15 protein-coding genes and 1 other RNA gene are annotated in these 19,275 nt (G+C 46.4%); 7 read left to right on the top strand and 9 right to left on the bottom strand.

The genetic code is table 11. From position 1 onward, the window contains the following. Positions 1 to 378: recombinase family protein (locus tag AC27IB_RS21470; protein ID WP_487123554.1), on the top strand; the 378-nt coding region annotated here is incomplete at its 5' end. 195 nt (positions 379 to 573) lie between these two features. Here the strand turns inward: AC27IB_RS21470 and AC27IB_RS21465 are convergent. The 4 genes from AC27IB_RS21465 to ssrA all read right to left on the bottom strand — a co-directional run bounded on the left by AC27IB_RS21465 (position 574) and on the right by ssrA (position 4,804). Further along, the gene (locus AC27IB_RS21465) at positions 574 to 900 is read right to left on the bottom strand and encodes a hypothetical protein (RefSeq protein ID WP_487123552.1); all 327 of its coding nucleotides are present in this window, start codon (positions 898 to 900) and stop codon (positions 574 to 576) included. Between the two features lie 321 nt (positions 901 to 1,221). Continuing rightward, a complete protein-coding gene (locus AC27IB_RS21460; RefSeq protein ID WP_487123550.1) occupies positions 1,222 to 2,268 on the bottom strand; it encodes a DUF262 domain-containing protein in 1,047 nt (348 codons plus the stop codon). A gap of 410 nt (positions 2,269 to 2,678) precedes the next feature. Continuing rightward, positions 2,679 to 4,112, bottom strand: a complete 1,434-nt coding sequence (locus AC27IB_RS21455; protein ID WP_487123548.1) for a site-specific integrase — start codon at positions 4,110 to 4,112, stop codon at positions 2,679 to 2,681. 334 nt (positions 4,113 to 4,446) lie between these two features. Further along, positions 4,447 to 4,804: a transfer-messenger RNA gene (gene ssrA / locus AC27IB_RS21450) on the bottom strand. A 240-nt stretch (positions 4,805 to 5,044) separates the two neighbouring features. Between ssrA and AC27IB_RS21445 the strand changes: the two genes are divergently transcribed. Continuing rightward, positions 5,045 to 6,010, top strand: coding sequence for an XdhC family protein (locus AC27IB_RS21445; RefSeq protein ID WP_296050557.1), 966 nt, complete (start codon positions 5,045 to 5,047; stop codon positions 6,008 to 6,010). 45 nt (positions 6,011 to 6,055) lie between these two features. Here the strand turns inward: AC27IB_RS21445 and AC27IB_RS21440 are convergent, their stop codons facing one another. Next, entirely contained in the window at positions 6,056 to 8,209 is a 2,154-nt protein-coding gene (locus AC27IB_RS21440; protein ID WP_296050561.1) for a TonB-dependent receptor family protein, read from the bottom strand. 198 nt (positions 8,210 to 8,407) lie between these two features. Between AC27IB_RS21440 and AC27IB_RS21435 the strand changes: the two genes are divergently transcribed. Further along, on the top strand, positions 8,408 to 9,259 hold the full coding sequence (locus AC27IB_RS21435; RefSeq protein WP_487123546.1) for an alpha/beta hydrolase family protein: 852 nt from the start codon (positions 8,408 to 8,410) through the stop codon (positions 9,257 to 9,259). Between the two features lie 48 nt (positions 9,260 to 9,307). On the opposite strand, the gene smpB is transcribed toward AC27IB_RS21435, so the two are convergent. Beyond that, positions 9,308 to 9,787: an SsrA-binding protein SmpB gene (gene smpB / locus AC27IB_RS21430; RefSeq protein WP_296050566.1), complete on the bottom strand. Its 480-nt coding sequence runs from the start codon at positions 9,785 to 9,787 to the stop codon at positions 9,308 to 9,310. Positions 9,788 to 9,940: 153 nt separating this feature from the next. Here smpB and AC27IB_RS21425 point away from each other — a divergent pair, with 153 nt between their 5' ends. Together AC27IB_RS21425 and AC27IB_RS21420 are read left to right on the top strand one after the other, a co-directional pair. Beyond that, positions 9,941 to 10,372, top strand: coding sequence for a type II toxin-antitoxin system RatA family toxin (locus AC27IB_RS21425; protein ID WP_296050567.1), 432 nt, complete (start codon positions 9,941 to 9,943; stop codon positions 10,370 to 10,372). Beyond that, positions 10,372 to 10,728 carry an RnfH family protein gene (locus tag AC27IB_RS21420; RefSeq protein ID WP_487123543.1) on the top strand — a complete coding sequence of 119 codons (357 nt, stop codon included), beginning with the start codon at positions 10,372 to 10,374 and terminating at the stop codon, positions 10,726 to 10,728. The genes AC27IB_RS21425 and AC27IB_RS21420 overlap by 1 nt, the downstream gene beginning before the upstream one ends. Positions 10,729 to 10,768: 40 nt before the next feature. Here the strand turns inward: AC27IB_RS21420 and AC27IB_RS21415 are convergent, their stop codons facing one another. Together AC27IB_RS21415 and AC27IB_RS21410 are read right to left on the bottom strand one after the other, a co-directional pair. After that, positions 10,769 to 11,248 (bottom strand): MarR family winged helix-turn-helix transcriptional regulator, encoded by a 480-nt coding sequence (locus AC27IB_RS21415; RefSeq protein ID WP_296050569.1) that lies wholly within the window; start codon positions 11,246 to 11,248, stop codon positions 10,769 to 10,771. 23 nt (positions 11,249 to 11,271) lie between these two features. After that, positions 11,272 to 13,263 carry a BCCT family transporter gene (locus tag AC27IB_RS21410; protein WP_487123541.1) on the bottom strand — a complete coding sequence of 664 codons (1,992 nt, stop codon included), beginning with the start codon at positions 13,261 to 13,263 and terminating at the stop codon, positions 11,272 to 11,274. A 278-nt stretch (positions 13,264 to 13,541) separates the two neighbouring features. On the opposite strand from AC27IB_RS21410, the gene AC27IB_RS21405 reads away from it, so the two are divergent. Together AC27IB_RS21405 and AC27IB_RS21400 are read left to right on the top strand one after the other, a co-directional pair. Next, the gene (locus AC27IB_RS21405) at positions 13,542 to 16,250 is read left to right on the top strand and encodes a TonB-dependent receptor (RefSeq protein ID WP_487123539.1); all 2,709 of its coding nucleotides are present in this window, start codon (positions 13,542 to 13,544) and stop codon (positions 16,248 to 16,250) included. An 88-nt stretch (positions 16,251 to 16,338) separates the two neighbouring features. Next, positions 16,339 to 18,309 (top strand): tetratricopeptide repeat-containing sulfotransferase family protein, encoded by a 1,971-nt coding sequence (locus AC27IB_RS21400; protein WP_487123537.1) that lies wholly within the window; start codon positions 16,339 to 16,341, stop codon positions 18,307 to 18,309. On the opposite strand, the gene ppsR is transcribed toward AC27IB_RS21400, so the two are convergent. After that, positions 18,306 to 19,118 (bottom strand): posphoenolpyruvate synthetase regulatory kinase/phosphorylase PpsR, encoded by an 813-nt coding sequence (ppsR, locus tag AC27IB_RS21395; protein ID WP_296048331.1) that lies wholly within the window; start codon positions 19,116 to 19,118, stop codon positions 18,306 to 18,308. The genes AC27IB_RS21400 and ppsR overlap by 4 nt on opposite strands. Positions 19,119 to 19,275: the final 157 nt, after the last annotated feature.

Raw genomic sequence — 19,275 nt, 5'->3', positions numbered from 1 at the left:
ACAAGAGTTGATCGCTTAGCTCGTTCACTTAAAGACTTACAAGATATCGTTTTTGACTTAAAGCATCGTGGTGTGAGCCTCGAAGCTACCGAGCAACCCATAAATACAAGTACACCGGCTGGTAAGGCTTTTCTAGATATGCTTGGTGTCTTTGCTGAGTTTGAGACAAACTTACGTAAAGAACGTCAATTAGAGGGCATTGCTAAAGCGAAAGCCAGAGGTGTATATAAGGGCGGTGCGCCACTCGCAGAAGACAAAAAGGCGTTAGTTAGAGATTTGTACCTTAAAGGTGTTAAACCAGCTCAGATTGTTCGAGAGTCAGGTGTAGGCAAGACGTCAGTCTTCAAAATACTAAAAGAATTAAGGCATGTTCAATGAAGGCTTTCACCACTATAAATTGCTTAAACGCTAGCAGAGTTATTTGGAATGCCTTGCTTTGGCCAGTCGGAAAATTTGTATTGGCTTGAAAGTTCCTTTTGATAAATCCAAGTGAATTAAAGTGCATAACGCATGTCTTCAGTATGGGGTGTAGTGGAGCTGCGGACAACCTGTCACCCGCAGCCCTTATCAGCCTTATGCGGTCGCTGTCGACAGATCAGCAATAAGGTTCATTTCATAGAGCCATATGTCGATTGCAAATACTCCGTTGTTATTGTCGTCAGACCAGACAATGTCAGTGGCAAAATCTAGCTTGGAAAAACTGTAAGAACTTGACAATCCATTAAGAGTTGAAATTGTTTCTACATTTTTGTGGGCACACGCATTACGTACTAGTTGCATATTTTTCAATGATGAGAAACTACCAAAGCTGGTTAGAAGAGTATTTTTATTTGATAACTGGACATCTTGAGCAATTTTTATAAAGACATCCAGATCTCCCCATGTCGGTTCTTTCCTCATTTCAAAGTTCAAGTGACCATTCGGAGTAACATTTCTGTTCCTCAGTCTCTGGCTGGCAACGTAGCCTAATCTGCGCCATGAATTATCTTCGTTGATTGGCTGGATCGAGCCTCCGTCTCGAGCTATACAACCTCTGCATGATGAAAGGTATAAAAGTCGGCAAAAACGGCACCAAGACTGCCAAGCATCGGACAAGAGAACTTCAGTAAGGTATCGAAACTCCCAATCATTGTACGTACCATGTACAATATCAAGAACTCTCCTATTGTAAGATGCACACCTTGCATCAAAATCACGATAGATTTTTTCTAGATACACAAGTTAGCTCACCAGCACGTCACACAATGTTTTAAATCTTTGACTTCTTTGATTGGCCTTAGTCGTGCTAGACATGCATGCTTTGACATAGTCTCTATAAGGGCCGTTTTCATCCTGCTCTTCATGCGCAGAAGCGAGAGCCTCCAATTTCCGGACAACCTCTCCGAGATCAATGGATAGGTTTTTCTTTGGCTTTAAACCACTAATTTCTTCACCATTGGGTATTCCGTATTTGCAGTGAGCATAAGCAGAGAATAAGGAGTGGATGACATAGGATTTCATCATGAATGTTTGATGAAGAGGCTTTAAATCTTCTGAAAGAAACTTAAAGAAATCATCAAATACTTTAGAACAATGGCCGGCCATTTGAAAACTGTCATCATAGGCTTTATACATATCTTCGATTGTTTTTGCAGACTTTTGAACTATTCCCTTTTCTAAAACCACAACTAAGTCAGCAATAAATTCAGAATCCTGCATTCTCGAGAGCTGTTTTGGTGTAAAAATTTCAAGCTGATCTAGAATTGGTGCATATTCATCTGCTTGCTCGACGACGAACCACTTAAACGCACCTTGATAAGTTGCATGACGTTTTTCAGCCGCTGTAAGGGGGGCTGTATATGCATTAATTCGGCGGAACATTTCCAAAAGTTCAGCACGAGTTGCGGACAATATAATAGATGTTTCTATCTGATATGATATAAAGCTGTTCTGAACATCCTCATCCAGATCGCTGTAGCACATTCCGGAATATTCTTTAGAGGCAGAGGTCAACGTGAACTTGTCGTTCATGAAGTCTAGTATCGTTGTTATTCTTTGCTGACCATCTACAATTTCTTTGATTGGTCTCTTAGCCTTTTCATTAAATACTTGATATAGATATATTTTGGGGAAAGGGTACCCTTCAAGTATCGTATCTATAAAATAAGTACGTGCCGAGTCGGGCCACAGCCCAGAACCCCGCTGATATTGCTTATTTATAACTACTTCTTTTCTTTCAAGCTGCCCCATAAGGTCTATCAGGCTAATTTGACCAACATTAAGGTTCATAAATTATCTCTAGTTATTCAAAAATTTTATCTGCCAAATATTGGAAGTTGGAGAACCTACAACCTGCTAGGTACCAACTTTATGAAATATAAAGGCTTATTAGCGGCAGTTCATAGTAACACTCGTTTCTACTGAAAAGCTATATTCTATGTTTACATGAGACAGAATATGAAACGACTGCTTTATAAACCAGACGTCCATATACAATAGCTATTCGTCCTGCTTATAACTACGAGAAGAAGGTTATTACACTGGCGACAGTCGGGTCTGCGCTAGTGCATATTAAATAAAAAAACATGCAATAATTGAAGCAGTAATATCTGAAGCCCAGGCTTAATCTGACGGTATAGAATTACGTTATATTACCCGATTTTACCCTTCAAATTTAATATATGTAACTCTTACAGCTACTAATCCGCTGTACGTTTAAGAAACTTTTCATAACTTAACTGGCTTAAATCTATACCGAATTCAATTGCGTTCATAAATTTAGCGATATAAGCCATGTTTTGTCCGTGATTGTAGACTGTAGAGCGAACGCTACCTGAAGTATGACCGGTAACGTAATGAGAAAGCTCTTCTTTTAGCGGGCTGCCATCAACGATAGTTTTATCTAATAGGGTGGTAAACGTATGTCGCAATGAGTGAAATACTAGTTGCTCGCCGTTGGTGGTTGTTTTTGCAATGCCTGCATAGCGCAGGAAATACTCGTTAAACCAACGTGAGATTTGATTGCCCAAACCTTTCGTATCAGACAATCTCAATTCGCTAAAGAGTAAACCAGTCTTTCTTTTACCGATTAATTTTTTTAAACCTATATCCCACAAAACATCCGGAACAGGCACTAGTCGAACTGATGATTCATTTTTCTTTGATTTATCAGGCGCTGTCCTTTTTAGGTTTTTGTCAGACCAGTTCTTGTTTAAGTCAAAACACATTACACCTTCAATTTCTCTTACATCTGCTACTTCTAGCGAAGCTATTTCAGCTATTCTCATTCCAGTTGTTAAGCCGATAATCGGAGCCCAGAAATGAAATGACTTTGAGTTTTCTCGTACTCTCAAATGAGTTGAATAAATATAGCTGTTAAACATTTTATTCAAAGCCGCTGTATCGAATGTAGAGCGTTTTTTGCTTGTGTTCTTGATAGCGTTCTTACTAATTACTAATAACGCTGCCAGATCGCTATCAGTGCGTCTGGTGATAAATAAACGCTTAAGAAATCCTCTTACTACGCTGTAATGTTTTTCTATACCGTTCGGCAAAAGCTTTGTTCCGGTATTCCCGGTAGCGGCAAGCTCCCAGAATTCTCTAATTTCGTCAGGTGTGGTTAGAGTTGCTTTTTGGCGCAATTTTCCTGCATTCGGAGGTAAATTAGCCATTACAGTATTGTAGCGTTCGATATCGTCAAATGTTATGTCTTCGCAATTTGTTTCAGTACCGATAATCTCAACAAATCTCAGCAGGTTTGCTTCGGCCTGGATTGCCGATCGTTTATTCCAGTCAGATTTTTTATGGGCTAGGTATTTCGCTAATTCATCTTGAAGAATATGTTTCGTGGCAGCTACAGTTACCGGAGCAGACAGTGAAGTAGCAGGGGCTATTGGTGCAGAAACTGTTTCTAAAATAGCTTTAGTTCGGCTTAACTCCTTTGCTGCTTGGCTTCTGTTTGTTTCTGATTCGCTAATAGCCTTAAACAGTGATTTCTGTGTTTGTCTTAACTGCCATGCTCGTAAATCGGCCATCCAAACTGGAGCTGTGGAATCTTTTGCAGCTTCAATTAATTCTTGAACTTGATTCTTAAATTGTTTTATCGCGGCTTGTTGTTGTTCTTCACTATACATCAGTGATACCTCTTTCTTCGTTCTATTCAGCACTGAATGAGCGTCGCTCATAACTCGAAAATAAAGCTCTCTGGCTTCGCTGATAGTGCGAACACCTAAGCTAATGCAAACTTGGCGATAGACTATCCTGTTCGACCTGTTTTGAACACGAAGTAAAAGTTCGTGTTTTACGGTTCTATAGAGAGGAAAGTTAAAGCGGAGTGAATATACGTTTACGCGATTTTTTCTGAGGTATGGTAATGACATGTTCGTGACACCTATTCGTGACACTACACGCCATACCAGAAAGAAAAATGGCGTAACTTTATGATTTTACTCAGTTACGCCATCTGTTTGGTGGAGCTGGCGGGATTTGAACCCGCGTCCAGAAAATGTCTACCTTCGGTACTACATGCTTAGTTTGTCTTTTATTTAACTACTTTAGACCCCGACAAACAGGGTTCCTGGTAGCTGTCCTGATACTATTTCGCGGTTCAACCTCAGGAGAGTTTCCCTCGCTAGTTTACTTATATGACCTTCCAAAATCCTGGCTAGCAAACAAAGCTTAGGTGGAAGGGCCTATGCCGGGTATTAAGCGGCTAGTGCGTAGTTTTCGTCGTTTGCGACTATTTAAATGCGGCTTTTTAAGAGGCAAACCGCTCCTCTGCATGCACCTCCAGCTTCCTAGATCCTGTCGAATCCTAATCAGCCCCGGAGATCGTTACTATTAAACCAGAGAGTTACGCCCTCTGCATACTGTTTAATATTGGGCGGATACTAACTTATTCAAGGGGGAAGTACAAATATAAACGCCTTTATGGCCGCTGGTTGCTGCTTTGCTGAGCAGCTAAGTGCTGGTTATCGCTGGATTTACCGTAATGATGTGATCTAGGTTGGTGTTTTTCGCTTAATTGCTTACATTATCAATAGATAAACTAATAAGTTCTCGAATTATGCAACCAATGGATGTCTCGGTGTTAAGCCGGGTAAATGAATGGCTGGAGACGGGCAAAACGTTTTGGTTTTGTACTGTGTTGGCCACCTGGGGCTCTTCGCCCCGTGAACCAGGCAGTTTATTTGCCGCAACGGCCAGCAATGATTGGGTGGGGTCTCTGTCTGGTGGTTGTGTGGAAGATGATTTCCTGTCCCGTCTCGGTGCTAATGAGTTTGATGCGCCTGCGCAAACAGTACGCTATGGCGAGGAGGGCGGGCAGCAGGCAATTAGCTTACCTTGTGGTGGCATTCTTGATGTGTTGGTCGAGAAAATCACTCCGGATGAGAACCAGAGATTACACTTCGCAGCTTATCTGAATTGCCTGCAGGGTAAGGATGTAAAGGTCCGCGAAGTTGATACACAGTCGGGTGTTAGCCGGTTAACTGAAGTCACCGAACACACGCCTGCGGTGAGCTGGCAATCGGCAAATCATCATGTTGCGCTGCGTATCGGCCCGGCCAGGCGTTTAATTATTGCCGGCTATTCGCCAGTGGCGGAATATTGCGCTCAATACGCTCAGTCACTGGGGTTTGAGGTCATTATTTGCGAACACCGTGAGGCCGAGCAGGCATTGTGCAATATAGAGGGCTGCCGGTTTGTACCGGATTTCGCGGCCGATTACATTATGAAACCCAACAACGTGCATAGCCATACGGCCGTCGTAGCGCTTACTCACGATCCCAGAGTAGATGATCTCACCATGATGGAAGCGGTGCATACTGAGGCGTTTTATATTGGCGTGATGGGATCTAAGCGTACGTCGGCAAAACGGGCCGAGCGTTTACAGCGGATAGGGCAGCTTAGTGACGAACAGCTAATGCATATTCATATGCCAATTGGACTGGATATTGGCAGTAAAACACCAGCAGAGATTGGCCTTGCCGTAATGGCTGATATTGTGCGGGCTTACCGGCAGCCGGATTAACGCCACGCACATAAAAAAGGGCGGTTAATAAACCGCCCTGATGGATTAAAACTGGTAACGATAGCCCACCTGGAATGTGCGGGGTTTGCCTACCTGAATACCACCGTGTTGACGGGTAGCGATATAGTCTTTATCAGTCAGGTTATCAATTACCAGATAAACGGTTTGTTTATTATCCAGCATGTAATTGGCCGAGACATCCATCAGTGTCCTCGAAGGTATACCGGTGGTGCTGGTTACGGCTTCATTACCCGCCTGAATACGCATTTCTGAGGTATATTTTACGGCTACCAGCACTTGCCAGTTATCCTGACGAACGCCGGTTTCAAATTGCAGAGTATGATCGGGCAGATAAGGCAGGGCATCACCCGCTTCAACACTGCCCCAGGCGTCCAGCTCTGAATCGAAGCTTTCTTTAAATTCGGCGGTGGAATAGGTGTAGTTAAGGTTTACCGGTACTGTGAATGATGCAACCGGGAAATTGCCCTGGTAGCTCCATTCAACTCCTTTAATGTCAACTTCTCCGGCGTTGTACTGAGTGCCAATTAAGTCGCTGTCACAGCCCTGGCTGGCGGTACAGTTACCGTGCAGGTTATCCAGGTTGGTGTAAAATCCGATGAGCTCAATACGGCTGAGGTTGTCAGAGTAGCGTAATCCGGCTTCGTAGTTCCAGCCTTCCTCTTCTTCGGCGTTGTTATTACCGGGTGACGGTGGCGCAAAAGTTTTTTGCACACCACTTAACAATAATAAATCATCGCTTAACTGGTAGGTGGCGCCAATGCCGGGTAGCACGGCCGATACACTGTTGCGGCGCATTGCCGGATCGGTTGTACGCAGTGGGTCAGTTTTACCCCAGTCATCACGAGCGAGGTTCACATCTTCATAACGCAAGCCGCCGGATACGGTCAGATTGCCGTATTCCCAGGTATCGTGCACGTAAGCGCTCAGGGCATTGGCGCTGTCGATGCGGTTAGAGTCGGTCCCCGGAATGCCAGCATCCAGTGTGCTGATAACGTAGTCGCTATCAAGCTGATAGTTGTCGACCCATTGAAAACGGTCCATCTCGTCATTGTGTACCCGCGCGCCTACCTTGATCTGATGACCACCGGTAAAGAGTACGTATTCACCCTGTATTCCCTGTGAAAGGTAGTTTCGGTTATTGGCTTTAACCCGAAAATCCAGCGTATCAGATGCACTTAAGCCGGCATCAAATGCAGAAGCTGCTTCTTCAGCACCGCTGCCCAGACTAAGGCCATTCACCCGGTCGGCTTTATACCAGTTACGGTGAAAATCATTGTAGTAAGCGGTCATGGTTAACGTGCTGTTGTCGCTGATGTTGTATACGTAGTTCAGGTTAATCAGCTTATGGTCGGTAGACATTTCATCGAGCACTGATGCACTGTAACGGGCAAATGGCGTGTTGTTGAAGTCTGCCTGAGTAATGCCCAGATAGGTTTCATCTGAGGTTTCTTCAGAATACTTCAGCTTAGCTTCAATATAGTGCTTCCCGGCGGTATCCAGTTCAAAGCCGACTTTGGTGGTGACGTCCGTTTTACTAAAACCGGTTTCATCACCGGTTGGCAGGTTTTTAAAGCCGTCGGCACCGTAGTGGTACACTTCTGCCAATGCGCCTACACGTCCTTCACTGCCACTGGCCAGTACATGGGCCTTACGGTAGCCGTCTGAGCCCAGCGAGACATCCAGCCGGGTAGCAAAACTGTTGTCGCTGATAGGTGTGGTTAAAAGGTTAATCACACCGCCCGAAGTACGGGGGCCATATAATACACTGGACCCGCCTTTTAGCACTTCGATGCTGCTCATGCGGCCAATGGTAGGGAAGTAGTATGCGGCCGGACTGGCATAGGGAGCCGGTGCTGCCAGTACGCCATCTTCCATAATCGTGATTTTTTCTGAACGGTCGGCGGAGTTTCCACGCATCCCAATGTTAGGGCGTAAGCCGTAACCATCTTCTTCAGTAATATATACCCCGGGCACTTTGGTTAGCACGCGCATAATGTCACTTACCGCAAAATCATCCAGGTAAGCCTGGTCGATAACCATACCGCTGCCTGGTGTAGTCTCTACTGCTTGCGAATTACCAAAAATAGTAACGTGCTCAATATCGTTGGGGGTTGCAGCTTGTGCTGCGAAAGATAATGAGGCTAATAATCCGAGTGCGACGGGGGATTTCGTGAACATAATAACGACTACCTGCTCCTAAGAATAAAAATCGCAGGAATTAAACCAGTTATGTAAATGGGAATCAATAGCATTTGCGTTTTAGTTTTAATTAAATTTAATGAAGGGTTAAGTAATATTGAATCTAAGACATCGTGCCGGTGCTCAGGCTCTTTTCATGATAAGTTATATACTTATCTGTTTTCCGGAGTGTTTTTCATGAAAGTATGGCTAATTGCCGTTGTGCTTAGTGTTATAGCAACGGGTGTGGGGGCGGGGGAGTCGTCATTACGGTTATCGAATGGTGAGTATGATATTCCTGCCATTGTGAATGTGCCGGAGTCTGCTCAGGCAGTGCCTGCCGTGGTGTTATTACATGGCACGGCGTCGCATAAAAATGAAGTGGGTAACCTCTATTCCCGCCTGGCCGCAGCACTGGCGAAGGTGGGGGTGGCTTCTATACGCATCGATTTTGCGGGGACCGGCGATAGCCCGGTTAGCTATCGCTACTACACGCTTAACAGTGCGGTACGTGATGCAGGTGTAGCGCTCAGCTACCTGCAAAGTCAACCGCAGGTGGATGGGCAAAAGCTGGGGATCGTCGGGTTTAGCCAGGGCGGGTTAATTGCGCAGTTGCTGATTGCTGAGTCGCCGGTGTTCACGTCATTTGTTGCCTGGTCGTCAGTGGCAAGTGATGGAGTGAGTGCGTTTCGGCCTTTATTCGACAACCTTTACCAACAGGCCACAAAGCAAGGTTATGTTACCCAGGAGTACTCGTGGCGATCATCACTGGATATTTCGCTGGAATGGTTTGAACAGGTAAAGGCCAATAAATCACTCACGAATATGGCTGATTATAGCGGAGCATTGCTGGCCATTGCGGGCAGTGCCGATAAAGTGGTACCTGCTGAAAATGCCTTACGGTTAATCAACGCTACTCAGGCTTATCCGGCGCAGGCCACAGTGATAAAAGACGCCAGCCACATATTTAATGTGCTTAATGAGCAGGCAGGGCAAGACGAACAATTGCTGCAACTAACTACGCAGTGGTTTGCGCAAACCTTACAATAGGTCTATACAAAACAGGGTGCCGCTGGCACCCTGTTATTCAGAATATTGTTACACTTTATGCTTCATTACCCGGGCTTTTTGACGCTCCCAGTCACGGTCTTTAATGGTGTCGCGTTTGTCGTGGGATTGTTTACCCTTGGCGAGGTAAATTTCCAGTTTCACCCAGCACTTCTTCCAGTACATGGCGGTGGCAACAATGGAGTACCCCTGACGGTCACGGGCGCCAATTAATCGGTCTATTTCCCGTTGATTGAGTAACAGTTTACGGGCGCGCTCAGGCTCGCATATAACGTGCGTTGAGGCCTGATTAAGCGGTGTAATACGAGCCCCTACAAGATACGCCTCGCCATTCTGGATGATGACGTAATTGTCGGTGATATTTACTTTGCCATCACGAATACTTTTAATTTCCCAGCCTTGCAAAGCAATGCCGGCTTCCATTTTGTCTTCGAGATGGTAATCGTGGCGCGCTTTTTTGTTGAGCGCGATAGTACCGCTGCTGGAGGAGTTGGATTTATTTTTCTTCATGGCCGCTATTATACTGATTACATAAATGTTGTCTCGTATTTCCTGCGCTGGGCGGTAAAAATTTCCAGGCCGGCAAAGTGAGCCACAACAGCTTATTTTCAAAATAGATTTTATGATAAACTCAGCGGCAACTTGCAGGAGTACAAAATTCGTATGCCGAAAATACAGCGCAGCGCACTGGTTGCCTACAGTGCGCAATCCATGTTTGATTTAGTTAATGATGTTGAGTCTTACTCTGAGTTTCTGCCCGGCTGCAGCGATAGCAAAATTGTCAGTCAACAGGGCAATGCCATGCAGGCTGCTTTACTGGTGTCTAAAGCGGGTATTAAGCAATGGTTTACCACAGAAAACGTGCTTACCCCCGCGCAGAGTATCAGTATGACTCTGGTAGATGGGCCGTTTAAACAATTAAGCGGCGGCTGGACGTTTTCGTCGTTATCAGAGTCGGCCTGTAAAATTGAACTTAGCCTGCAGTTTGAATTTAAAAGTAAAATGATAGAGCTGGCGTTTGGCAAAGTGTTTAATTCGCTTGCTGCGAGCATGGTCAACGCATTTACTCAACGAGCAAAAGTAGTGTACGCCTGATGGAAGAACCCATTAATATTGAGGTGGCCTATGCCACACCGGCCAAACAGTCGTTAATTGAGCTCACGGTTCCGAAAGGGGCTACCGTGGAGCAGGGGATCCTGGCGTCTGGCATTACTGATATTCACAACGAGATTGATTTAAAAACTGCCAAGGTTGGTGTGTGGAATCGTGTTTGCAAACCCACGGTTGAATTACAGGACGGTGATCGCATCGAAATTTACCGGCCGCTTATTGCCGATCCAAAAGAAGTGCGTAAACGCCGGGCCGAAAAAGCCATTCAGGAAGGGCGGGCCGATAAAGTTACCGGCGGCCGGCTCAACCCGCTAAAAGCAGAAAAACAAAAGGCCAATTAATACCGGCCTTTTTTTATGTGCTGATGGCGGCTGTCTGTAGTTAGTCGTGGCGCTCGGTGAGTGTACCAACCGCCAGAACCGGAGAAGCATCAATCGACTCAGCGTCCATCATCGCGGCTATACGTTGCATGGTTGCTATCATCTGACTCTGTTCCCACTCGGCCAACTGATTAAAGCGCTCTACAAAATGTTCCTGCAGGGGACGCGGCGCCGTTGAAACGGCTTTTTCGCCAGCTTCTGTCAGGTAAACGCCAACCTTACGTTTGTCCTGTGTGCTGCGAATACGGTGCGCTAAATCACGGGATTCCAGCCGATCAAGAATATTGGTAATCGTTGCCGGACTTAAATTAATACCGTCTGCGATTTCTTTTACCATAATGCCTGGTTTCGCTGCGATATTTTGTAATACGAGTAGCTGTGGGCCGGTAATGCCCACGTCTTTACTCAGTTGTTTACTGCGTAAGTCTACCGCCCGTATTACACGTCGTAACGCTACCAGTAATTCTTCTTCTTTACGCATTAATAGTCATACTCCTGAATGCATTAATTAAGCAGATGCAAAAAGTGCTGATGTTTCTGGAACTGATCCAGTACATCATTAATCACGCCGTCTTTTGACCATCCCATCAGGTCGTAATCCTGACCACCTTCCGACAAGTGAACTTCGGCGCGATAATACGTTTGAATGTTACTCCCGTCCACCGGCACTTCGTTTGTCAGCGTAGAGTCGGGTTGTTGCGTTGCCGTTAAGTACACCGCGTAGGTAAAGTCATTCTGGCCATTCACCAGTACCGTAAGTTCTACGTGTGTCTCGCTGGATTGTAAGCTCGCATCGTATTGACGACGATTAAATTCCTCGCACACTTCGTGTAATGCGGGATAGACCACGCGTAGCATGTAGCCCGATACTTTCTTTTCGTCAGGAAAGGTTACAATTTCGCCGAGGCGTTCTTTCCAGGGCTTGTCGTGCTCTACTACTGCGGTCTGCATTGCAGTGATTGCCAGGCTGTCACGTTTGTGTTTTTCAATACGCAATGACTTCAGTAACCCGTACATGGCAATCAGCAGAATAATCGAAAATGGCAGTGCAGCAACAATGGTCATGGTTTGTAAGGCACTCAGGCCACCGGCATAAAGTAAAATTGCCGCCACCAATCCAACGCCTACCGCCCAGTATACACGCTGCCACAGCGGCGTGTCGTTACGACCATGGGAGCACAACATATCAACTACCATGGCGCCGGAATCACACGAGGTCACAAAGAAAACCATTACCATCAACAGGGCAATGATGCTGATAAAGCCACTGAATGGGAAATGTTCTAAAAAGACGAACAGAGCCACCGAGGTATCATCTTTCACCATGGTTGCCAGTTTATCGAAGCCTTCGTTAAATACCATATCAATGGCAGCGTTACCGAAGATCGTCATCCATAACAGCGTGAAAGCCGTTGGGATAAGCAGTACCCCCAGAACAAATTCGCGCAGGGTGCGGCCAAAGGAAATCCGGGCAATAAATAATCCCACAAAAGGCGCCCAGGCTAACCACCAGCCCCAGTAAAAGATGGTCCAGCCGCCAATCCAGTCGGTTTTCTGATAGGCAAACAGGTTGAAAGTATTGCGCACAATGTCCGACATATAAGCGCCGGTATTTTGCAGATATGCCTGTAATAGGAATACTGTCGGGCCGAGTACCAGGATAAAGAGTAATAACACTACAGCCAGAATCATGTTGGTTTCGGATAAACGGCGGATCCCCTTATCCAAACCTGTCATCACCGATATGATGGCTAACCCTACCACAAACATCATCAGTGCCATTTGGGTAAACGTGGTATTGGGCATACCAAACACATAGCTCAGACCCGCATTGATTTGACTGGCGCCAAAACCCAATGACGTAGAGATACCAAAAATAGTGGCGGTAACAGCCAGAATATCAACCACATGGCCCGGCCAGCCGTATATCTTATCGCCAATCAGCGGATAAAGAGTAGAACGCAGGGTGAGGGGTAACTGATGTCTGAAAGCATAGTAGCCAAGAACAAGCGCAACAACGGCATAGATAGCCCAGGCGTGGAGCCCCCAGTGAAAAAAGGTAGTTTTCATGGCTTCTTTTACCGCTTCCACCGAGTTGGCCTCGGCGGTAGGCGGTGCCATAAAGTGCATAATCGGCTCTGCCACGCCAAAAAACATTAAACCAATACCCATGCCGGCTGCAAACAGCATCGACAGCCAGGTAAGAATGGTGAACTCAGGTTTGGCGTGATCGGGGCCGAGGCGGATTTCGCCGTATTCAGAGAACCCGATATACACCACAAAGATTAAGATAGTGGCAACCGTGAATACGTAAAACCAACTGCCGTTATCCACTACGGTTCCCTGCATGGATGCAAACAGGTTTTCAGCGGTTTCGGGCATGGCTACTGCAAACAACAGTAGCATGAGGATTGCGCCGGAGGCGGTGTAAAATACAGGTTTATTTAGCTTGGCTGGTGCCGGATTTTCGTGCTTGGGCGTAGTTGTCTGACTCAAGTTATATCCTGTTATTGAAAGATAAATAAAACAATTTACGTACAATATACAGCAAATCGATTCATCAAAACACATTCTTGCTAATAATTAGTGTGGAATTAAAAGGTTGATCCTGCTGATATTGATTTACGTAGAGAAATTCCGATTAACACCCAATTATTCGCCGTTTATTAGTTAGTGCAGAAATTTATTTTTATTTCTGTTAGGCTATACTGCAATAAGAAACAATTAACAATAAATAATTCAGCTCACTTCAAAAAAAGTAGGAACATCGTTCTATGAGAAAAACACACCTTAGTTGTGCAGTGATTGCTGCGCTAGCATCTAATGGCGTGCTTGCCCAGGCAAGCGAATCAAAGGCTTCTATTGAAACCATCGAAGTCACTGCCACCAAGCGCACTGAATCTATTCAGGACGTGCCGGTAGCAGTATCTGCCCTGAGTGGCGATGCTCTGGAAAACATGGGTATCGACAACTTCCAGGATTACGTAGAATTTTTACCTAACGTTGTTTTCCAGGGCACCGGCCCTGGCCAGAACGAAATTTATATCCGTGGTGCGGCGACTACCCAGTCAAGCATCACGCTGTCATCGGTACAGGCACTGCAGCCTTCCGTAGCCTTTTATCAGGACGAAATGCCGGTTTCCATGGCCGGTCGTAACCTGGATATCTTCGCTACTGACGTTGAGCGTGTAGAAGTTCTGCCGGGGCCACAGGGTACTCTGTTTGGTGCCAGCTCACAGGCCGGTACCGTACGGTTAATTACCCGTAAGCCGGACCACGCCGGTTTTGCTGCCGGTTTTGACACCGCTATCGCCACCACCAAAGGCGGCGAAATGAGCAACACGGTTGAGGCGTACATTAATATCACCCCAACTGATGATCTGGCTTTACGTGTTGTCGCTTATAACGACAAGCAGGGCGGCTGGATTGATAACATCGAAAACGATCCGGGTAACGGTGGTTACATCGGCAGTGCCGTGGTTGTCGACCGTATTTCTGGCGGCGCGCTGGCCGGTTACGGTGCCGATCCGGCTGAGATGGACTCTCGTCGTATCGTAAACAACGGCATTACGCCAAGTACGGCCGCTGTGGTTTCACCACGCAACAGCCAGCATGTTGAAGATGACTTTAACGACGCGGTGTATGCCGGTGCCCGTTTTGGTTTGTCTTACCACATTAATTCAGACTGGGATTTACTGGTTCAGCACACTCAGCAGTCGCTGGATACTGAAGGCGTATTTGCTTACGACCCAACCGTGGCAGAAGACCAGGCAATTCGTTTCCAGGCCGATGAAAACTCAGATGAGTTTGGCTTAACTACCTGGACCGTAGACGGTCGTTTAGACAAACTGGACGTAGTGTATACCGGTGGTTACTTAGATCGCGAAATCGACACGGTAACGGATTATACCGGCTACACCAACGGTGGTCTGTTCTCAGCGTATTACCTGTGTAACCACTACGATACGCCGGATAATCCAGCCGATATTCGCTGTCTGGACCCGGTTAAATACTACAAAGAAGACACTACCAGCACCCGCATGACTCACGAATTCCGTATCGATACTAAATTCGATGCGCCATTCCGTATCACTGCAGGTTTGTTCTACGACGAACAGGAAGTGGCTACAGTCGGTCAGTTTAAGATTGCTAACACCGAAATGACGACCTTCGGCTTTGATAACCTGCAGCGCACCCTGGTGGGCAATGAAGGTATCAACAGTGACGGCGGTCCATTCCCTGAAGAAATCAGCTTTGCTAACGACATTACTCATAAAATTGAGCAGATTGCCGTATTCGGTCAGATGGAATATGACATCACTGATACCTTAACCGCGAGCTTAGGTGCACGCTGGTACCAGATTGATGATATCTACACCGGTTCAACCACTACCGTTGATGTAACCCGTCGTGTTAAAGCCTTTGGCTCAATGGACCCGGATGAACTGGCAGCCGTTGGCCTCGACCCGGCTGCAGTAGCCGCAGCAATTGCCAGTGGTCAGCTGGAAGTCGATAAACTGGGTGCCGATGGCGTGCTCACTGTGGACGACACCATCTTTAAGTTCGGTCTCGACTGGAAAATGAGCGATGACGTCTTGTTCTTCGCTAACTACTCAGAAGGTTTCCGTCCACCGGTAACCAACCGTGTAGGTGGTGGCCTTTCTAACAACCAGTCTGGTGCGTTTGAAGGTTTCCGTATTCCGGTGTACTCGACTACCGATACCCTGGATAACTACGAAGTGGGTATGAAAGGTGACTTCTTAGACGGTATCGTGCGGATTAACGCAACGGCTTATTACTCAGAGATCGGCGAATTACAAACCTCGCGTTTCGACCCGACTAATATCAGCTTCCTGGTATTCACCGACAACGTAGGTGATGCAGAGATCACTGGTTTAGACGCCGACATTACCTGGCTGGCAACCGATGACTTAGTCGTTAATGCAGCCTTCAGCGTGATCGATACTGAGCTGACTCGTGTTAATCCGGAACTTGAAGGCATTGCGGCCGGTGTAGGTAGCGAACTGCCTTACACAGCCACCTTCTCTGGTAACATCAATGCACGTTATTACTTCGAGCTGGATGGCGGCCAACAAGGCTTTGTGAATGCCTCTGTTGCTTACACCGGCGACCGTTTAGCCGGCATGGTAATGGACGCTTACGTAATGGAAGACGCGACCCGTCACATTTACGGTATGGGCTCAGGCCTTAAAATCGAAGACGAAGCCGCAGTGTATGAAGGCGCTACCTTTACTGATGCAGACGGTAACGCGTTCCGCGGTGGACGTTATGTACAGGAAAGCTACGTGATCAGTAACGTATCTGTCGGTATGTCTGATGACAGCTGGAAAGTAGAGTTATTTATCGACAACCTGTTCGATGAATCAGCTATCCTCAACATCGACACCCAGCAGTTCACACCGAAGGTGGTCACTAACCGTCCTCGCACAATGGGTGTACGTTTCTCTTTCGATTATTATTAATACCTGATATTAATACATAATATATAAGAGCTAAAAGGCAGGCGTAAGCCTGCCTTTTTCGTCGTCCGTTAAAAATACAGCAGCCGTTATGACTCAAGATTTCTCAAACCAGTTTCAGGCAATCAGGCAATCGCTACAAGCCAAAAACCTTTCCGCCGCCATGGCACAGATAAACGCTTTAAAAGCAGCAGAGCTTCCGGCTGTACTGCGTATAGAACTGTTTTATTTATCGGCGGTAACACAGCGATTGGCAAACCAGTTTACTCAGGCACTGCAGGAACTGAATGAATTGTTAAATCTTCGCCCTGAACACGGGCGTGCTTATCAGGAGCAGGCCTACAATTACCTGGCACTCAATCAGCAGGATAAAGCGGCCAGTGCCTTTTTTAGGGCGACGCATTACAATCCCGCTTTAATTACCAGTTGGAAACAACTGCTGAAGATTTACCGTCAGCATCAGGATAACGATGCTGAACAGCTGGCGATGCAGCATATTGCTTATCTGGAACAGTTACCGCCTCCTATTCTGGGCGCCTACGATCTGATGTATGAAAAGCAACTGGCCACGGCCGAAACCGTGTGTAGGCAGTTCTTACAACAACACAAGCATCATCCGGAAGGGATGTTACTGCTGGCAGAGCTGGGCATTCAGCTCAAGGTGTATCACGACGCTGAGTTTTTACTGGAAAGTTGTGTCGAACTCTATCCGGATAACCTCAGAGCTGTCATCGCTTACCTTGGACTACTGGCCAAGCTCGGCAAGCATCAGCGGGTGGTTGAAATCAGCAACAAGCAACTTGAGGCCTACCCGGATAATCTGCAGATCCTGATGGCGAAAGCCAATGCGTTACTGGGTATTAATCAAACCGGTGATGCCATTGCTATATTCAGCACCTTGCTGGAAGCCGATCAGGACCGCCCTGGTGTATGGCTGGCTCTGGGCCATGCTTATAAAACCACGGGTAATAAAGACCAGGCCATCGAAGCCTATCTGAAAGCGGCCCACTATCATCAACAGTTTGGTGATGCATACTGGAGCCTCGCTAATATGAAGTCTTATCGATTTGACGAGCAGGCTTTGCAGAGCATGGCCGACATTGAAGCCGAGTCTTCAATGGGTGTTGAAGACCGAATCCACCTGTGTTTTGCTCTGGGCAAAGGGTTTGAAGATGCCGGCCAGTTTGATCAATCGTTTCATTATTACGATAAGGGCAACCGGTTAAAGCTGATTTCAACCGGCTATGACATTAGCCGCACTGAAGAGGCTATGGCGGCACAAACAGACGCCTGTGAACGTACTCTGTTCACCAATATGACCGGTGGTTTTCCGTCACCTGAGCCAATTTTTATTGTTGGTATGCCCCGTGCGGGTTCAACCTTACTGGAGCAGATCCTGGCATCTCACAGTGATATCGACGGTACTATGGAACTGCATAATATCCTCAGTCTTGCCTCGTCGGTGGGAGCGCAGCTTAGCAGCAGCGGTAAACCTTATCCGTATTCACTTGCCGAATTAACGCCGGAGCAGTGTTATCAGCTGGGCAAGCAGTATATCCAGCAAACCCGCTATTACCGGGGCGGTGCACCGTTCTTTATCGATAAAATGCCGAACAACTTTATGCATGTGGGTTTCATAAAACGCATTTTACCCAATGCTAAAATTATTGATGCACGCCGTGATCTCATGGATTGTTGCTTCAGCAACTTCAAACAACTGTTTGGCGAAGGGCAGGAGTTTTCCTATGGGCTTGAAGAAGTCGCCCGCTACTATCAGGCGTATGAAAAGCTTATGGACCATTGGGATAAGGTGTTACCCGGCGAGATATTGCGGGTGCAACATGAAGATGTGCTGGATGACCTGAGCGGTCAGGTAAAGCGTATGCTGGATTATCTTGGCGTACCATTCGAACCTTCGTGCCTGGATTTTCACCAGACTGACCGGCTTATTAAAACCCCCAGTGCGGAACAGGTACGCCAGCCCATTAATCGAAAAGGGCAGGGGCGCTGGCAGCCATTTGAAGGGCACTTAGGCCCTTTACTTAAGCGCTTTCGCGACTAGTATTTACGACGTTGTAGGCCGGTCTCAGCGAGGATTTTTGCTGAGATCTCCTCAATGGAAAACTTGGTACTGTTTAAGAAAGGAATTTTTTCTTTGCGGTACAGGTTTTCGACCTCACGAAGCTCCATACGACACTGCTGTATAGATGCATACCGGCTGTTGGCCCGTCGCTCAGAGCGGATCTGGCTTAGGCGTGATGCCTCAATGGTAAGGCCAAACAGTTTTTGCTTAAACTGGCGTAAAGCCGGGGGCAGTTTGAGCATATCCCCCATATCTTCTTCGGTGAACGGATAGTTTGCCGCTTTAATTCCATATTGCAGGGCCAGATACAAACTGGTGGGCGTTTTGCCGGAACGCGAAACACCGACTAAAATAATATCGGCTTCTTTATAATCTTTAAGGTTTGAGCCGTCATCATTGGCCAGCGCATAGTTAACTGCTTCAATACGAATATCGTAAGTTTTTTCGTGAATACTGTGGGTACGATGTTTTTCTGGTTTTGACGGTACACCGATAATTTTTTCCAGCGGCGCCACAAATTGGTCGAGAAAATTGTAGTTAATTCCCACAGATCTTGCGATAACTCGCCGAACATCCGGGTTTACTACTGTATAAAAAACGAGCGGGCGTTGCCCGGTATCTTGAAAACTTTCAGATATTTTTTCAATTACCGCATATGCCTGTTCTTCAGTTTCAACAAAAGGAATTGTCTTGTGATTGAATTCTGTAGGGAAAAGTGACAATAAAGCGTGGCCAAACACCTCTGCTGTAATGGCAGTACCGTCCGAAATGTAAAATGCTGTGCGCACAACAACTCCTTAACTTTGTCGTAAATTTATTACGAAATGAAATAAAATTTTACTTTCTTATAATCGGCATTTTAGAATTTCCCTATGGAAAAGCTAGCCTGAATTACTTTCAGCGATGGTTTGACCTCTACCCTACAAGTTCACATTTGAGTGAGCG

It is taken from the genome of Alteromonas sp. 4NH20-0104 (assembly GCF_057547795.1).
The sequence above is the reverse complement of the archived record's forward strand: the minus strand, read 5'-3'. Positions and strand labels throughout refer to the sequence as shown.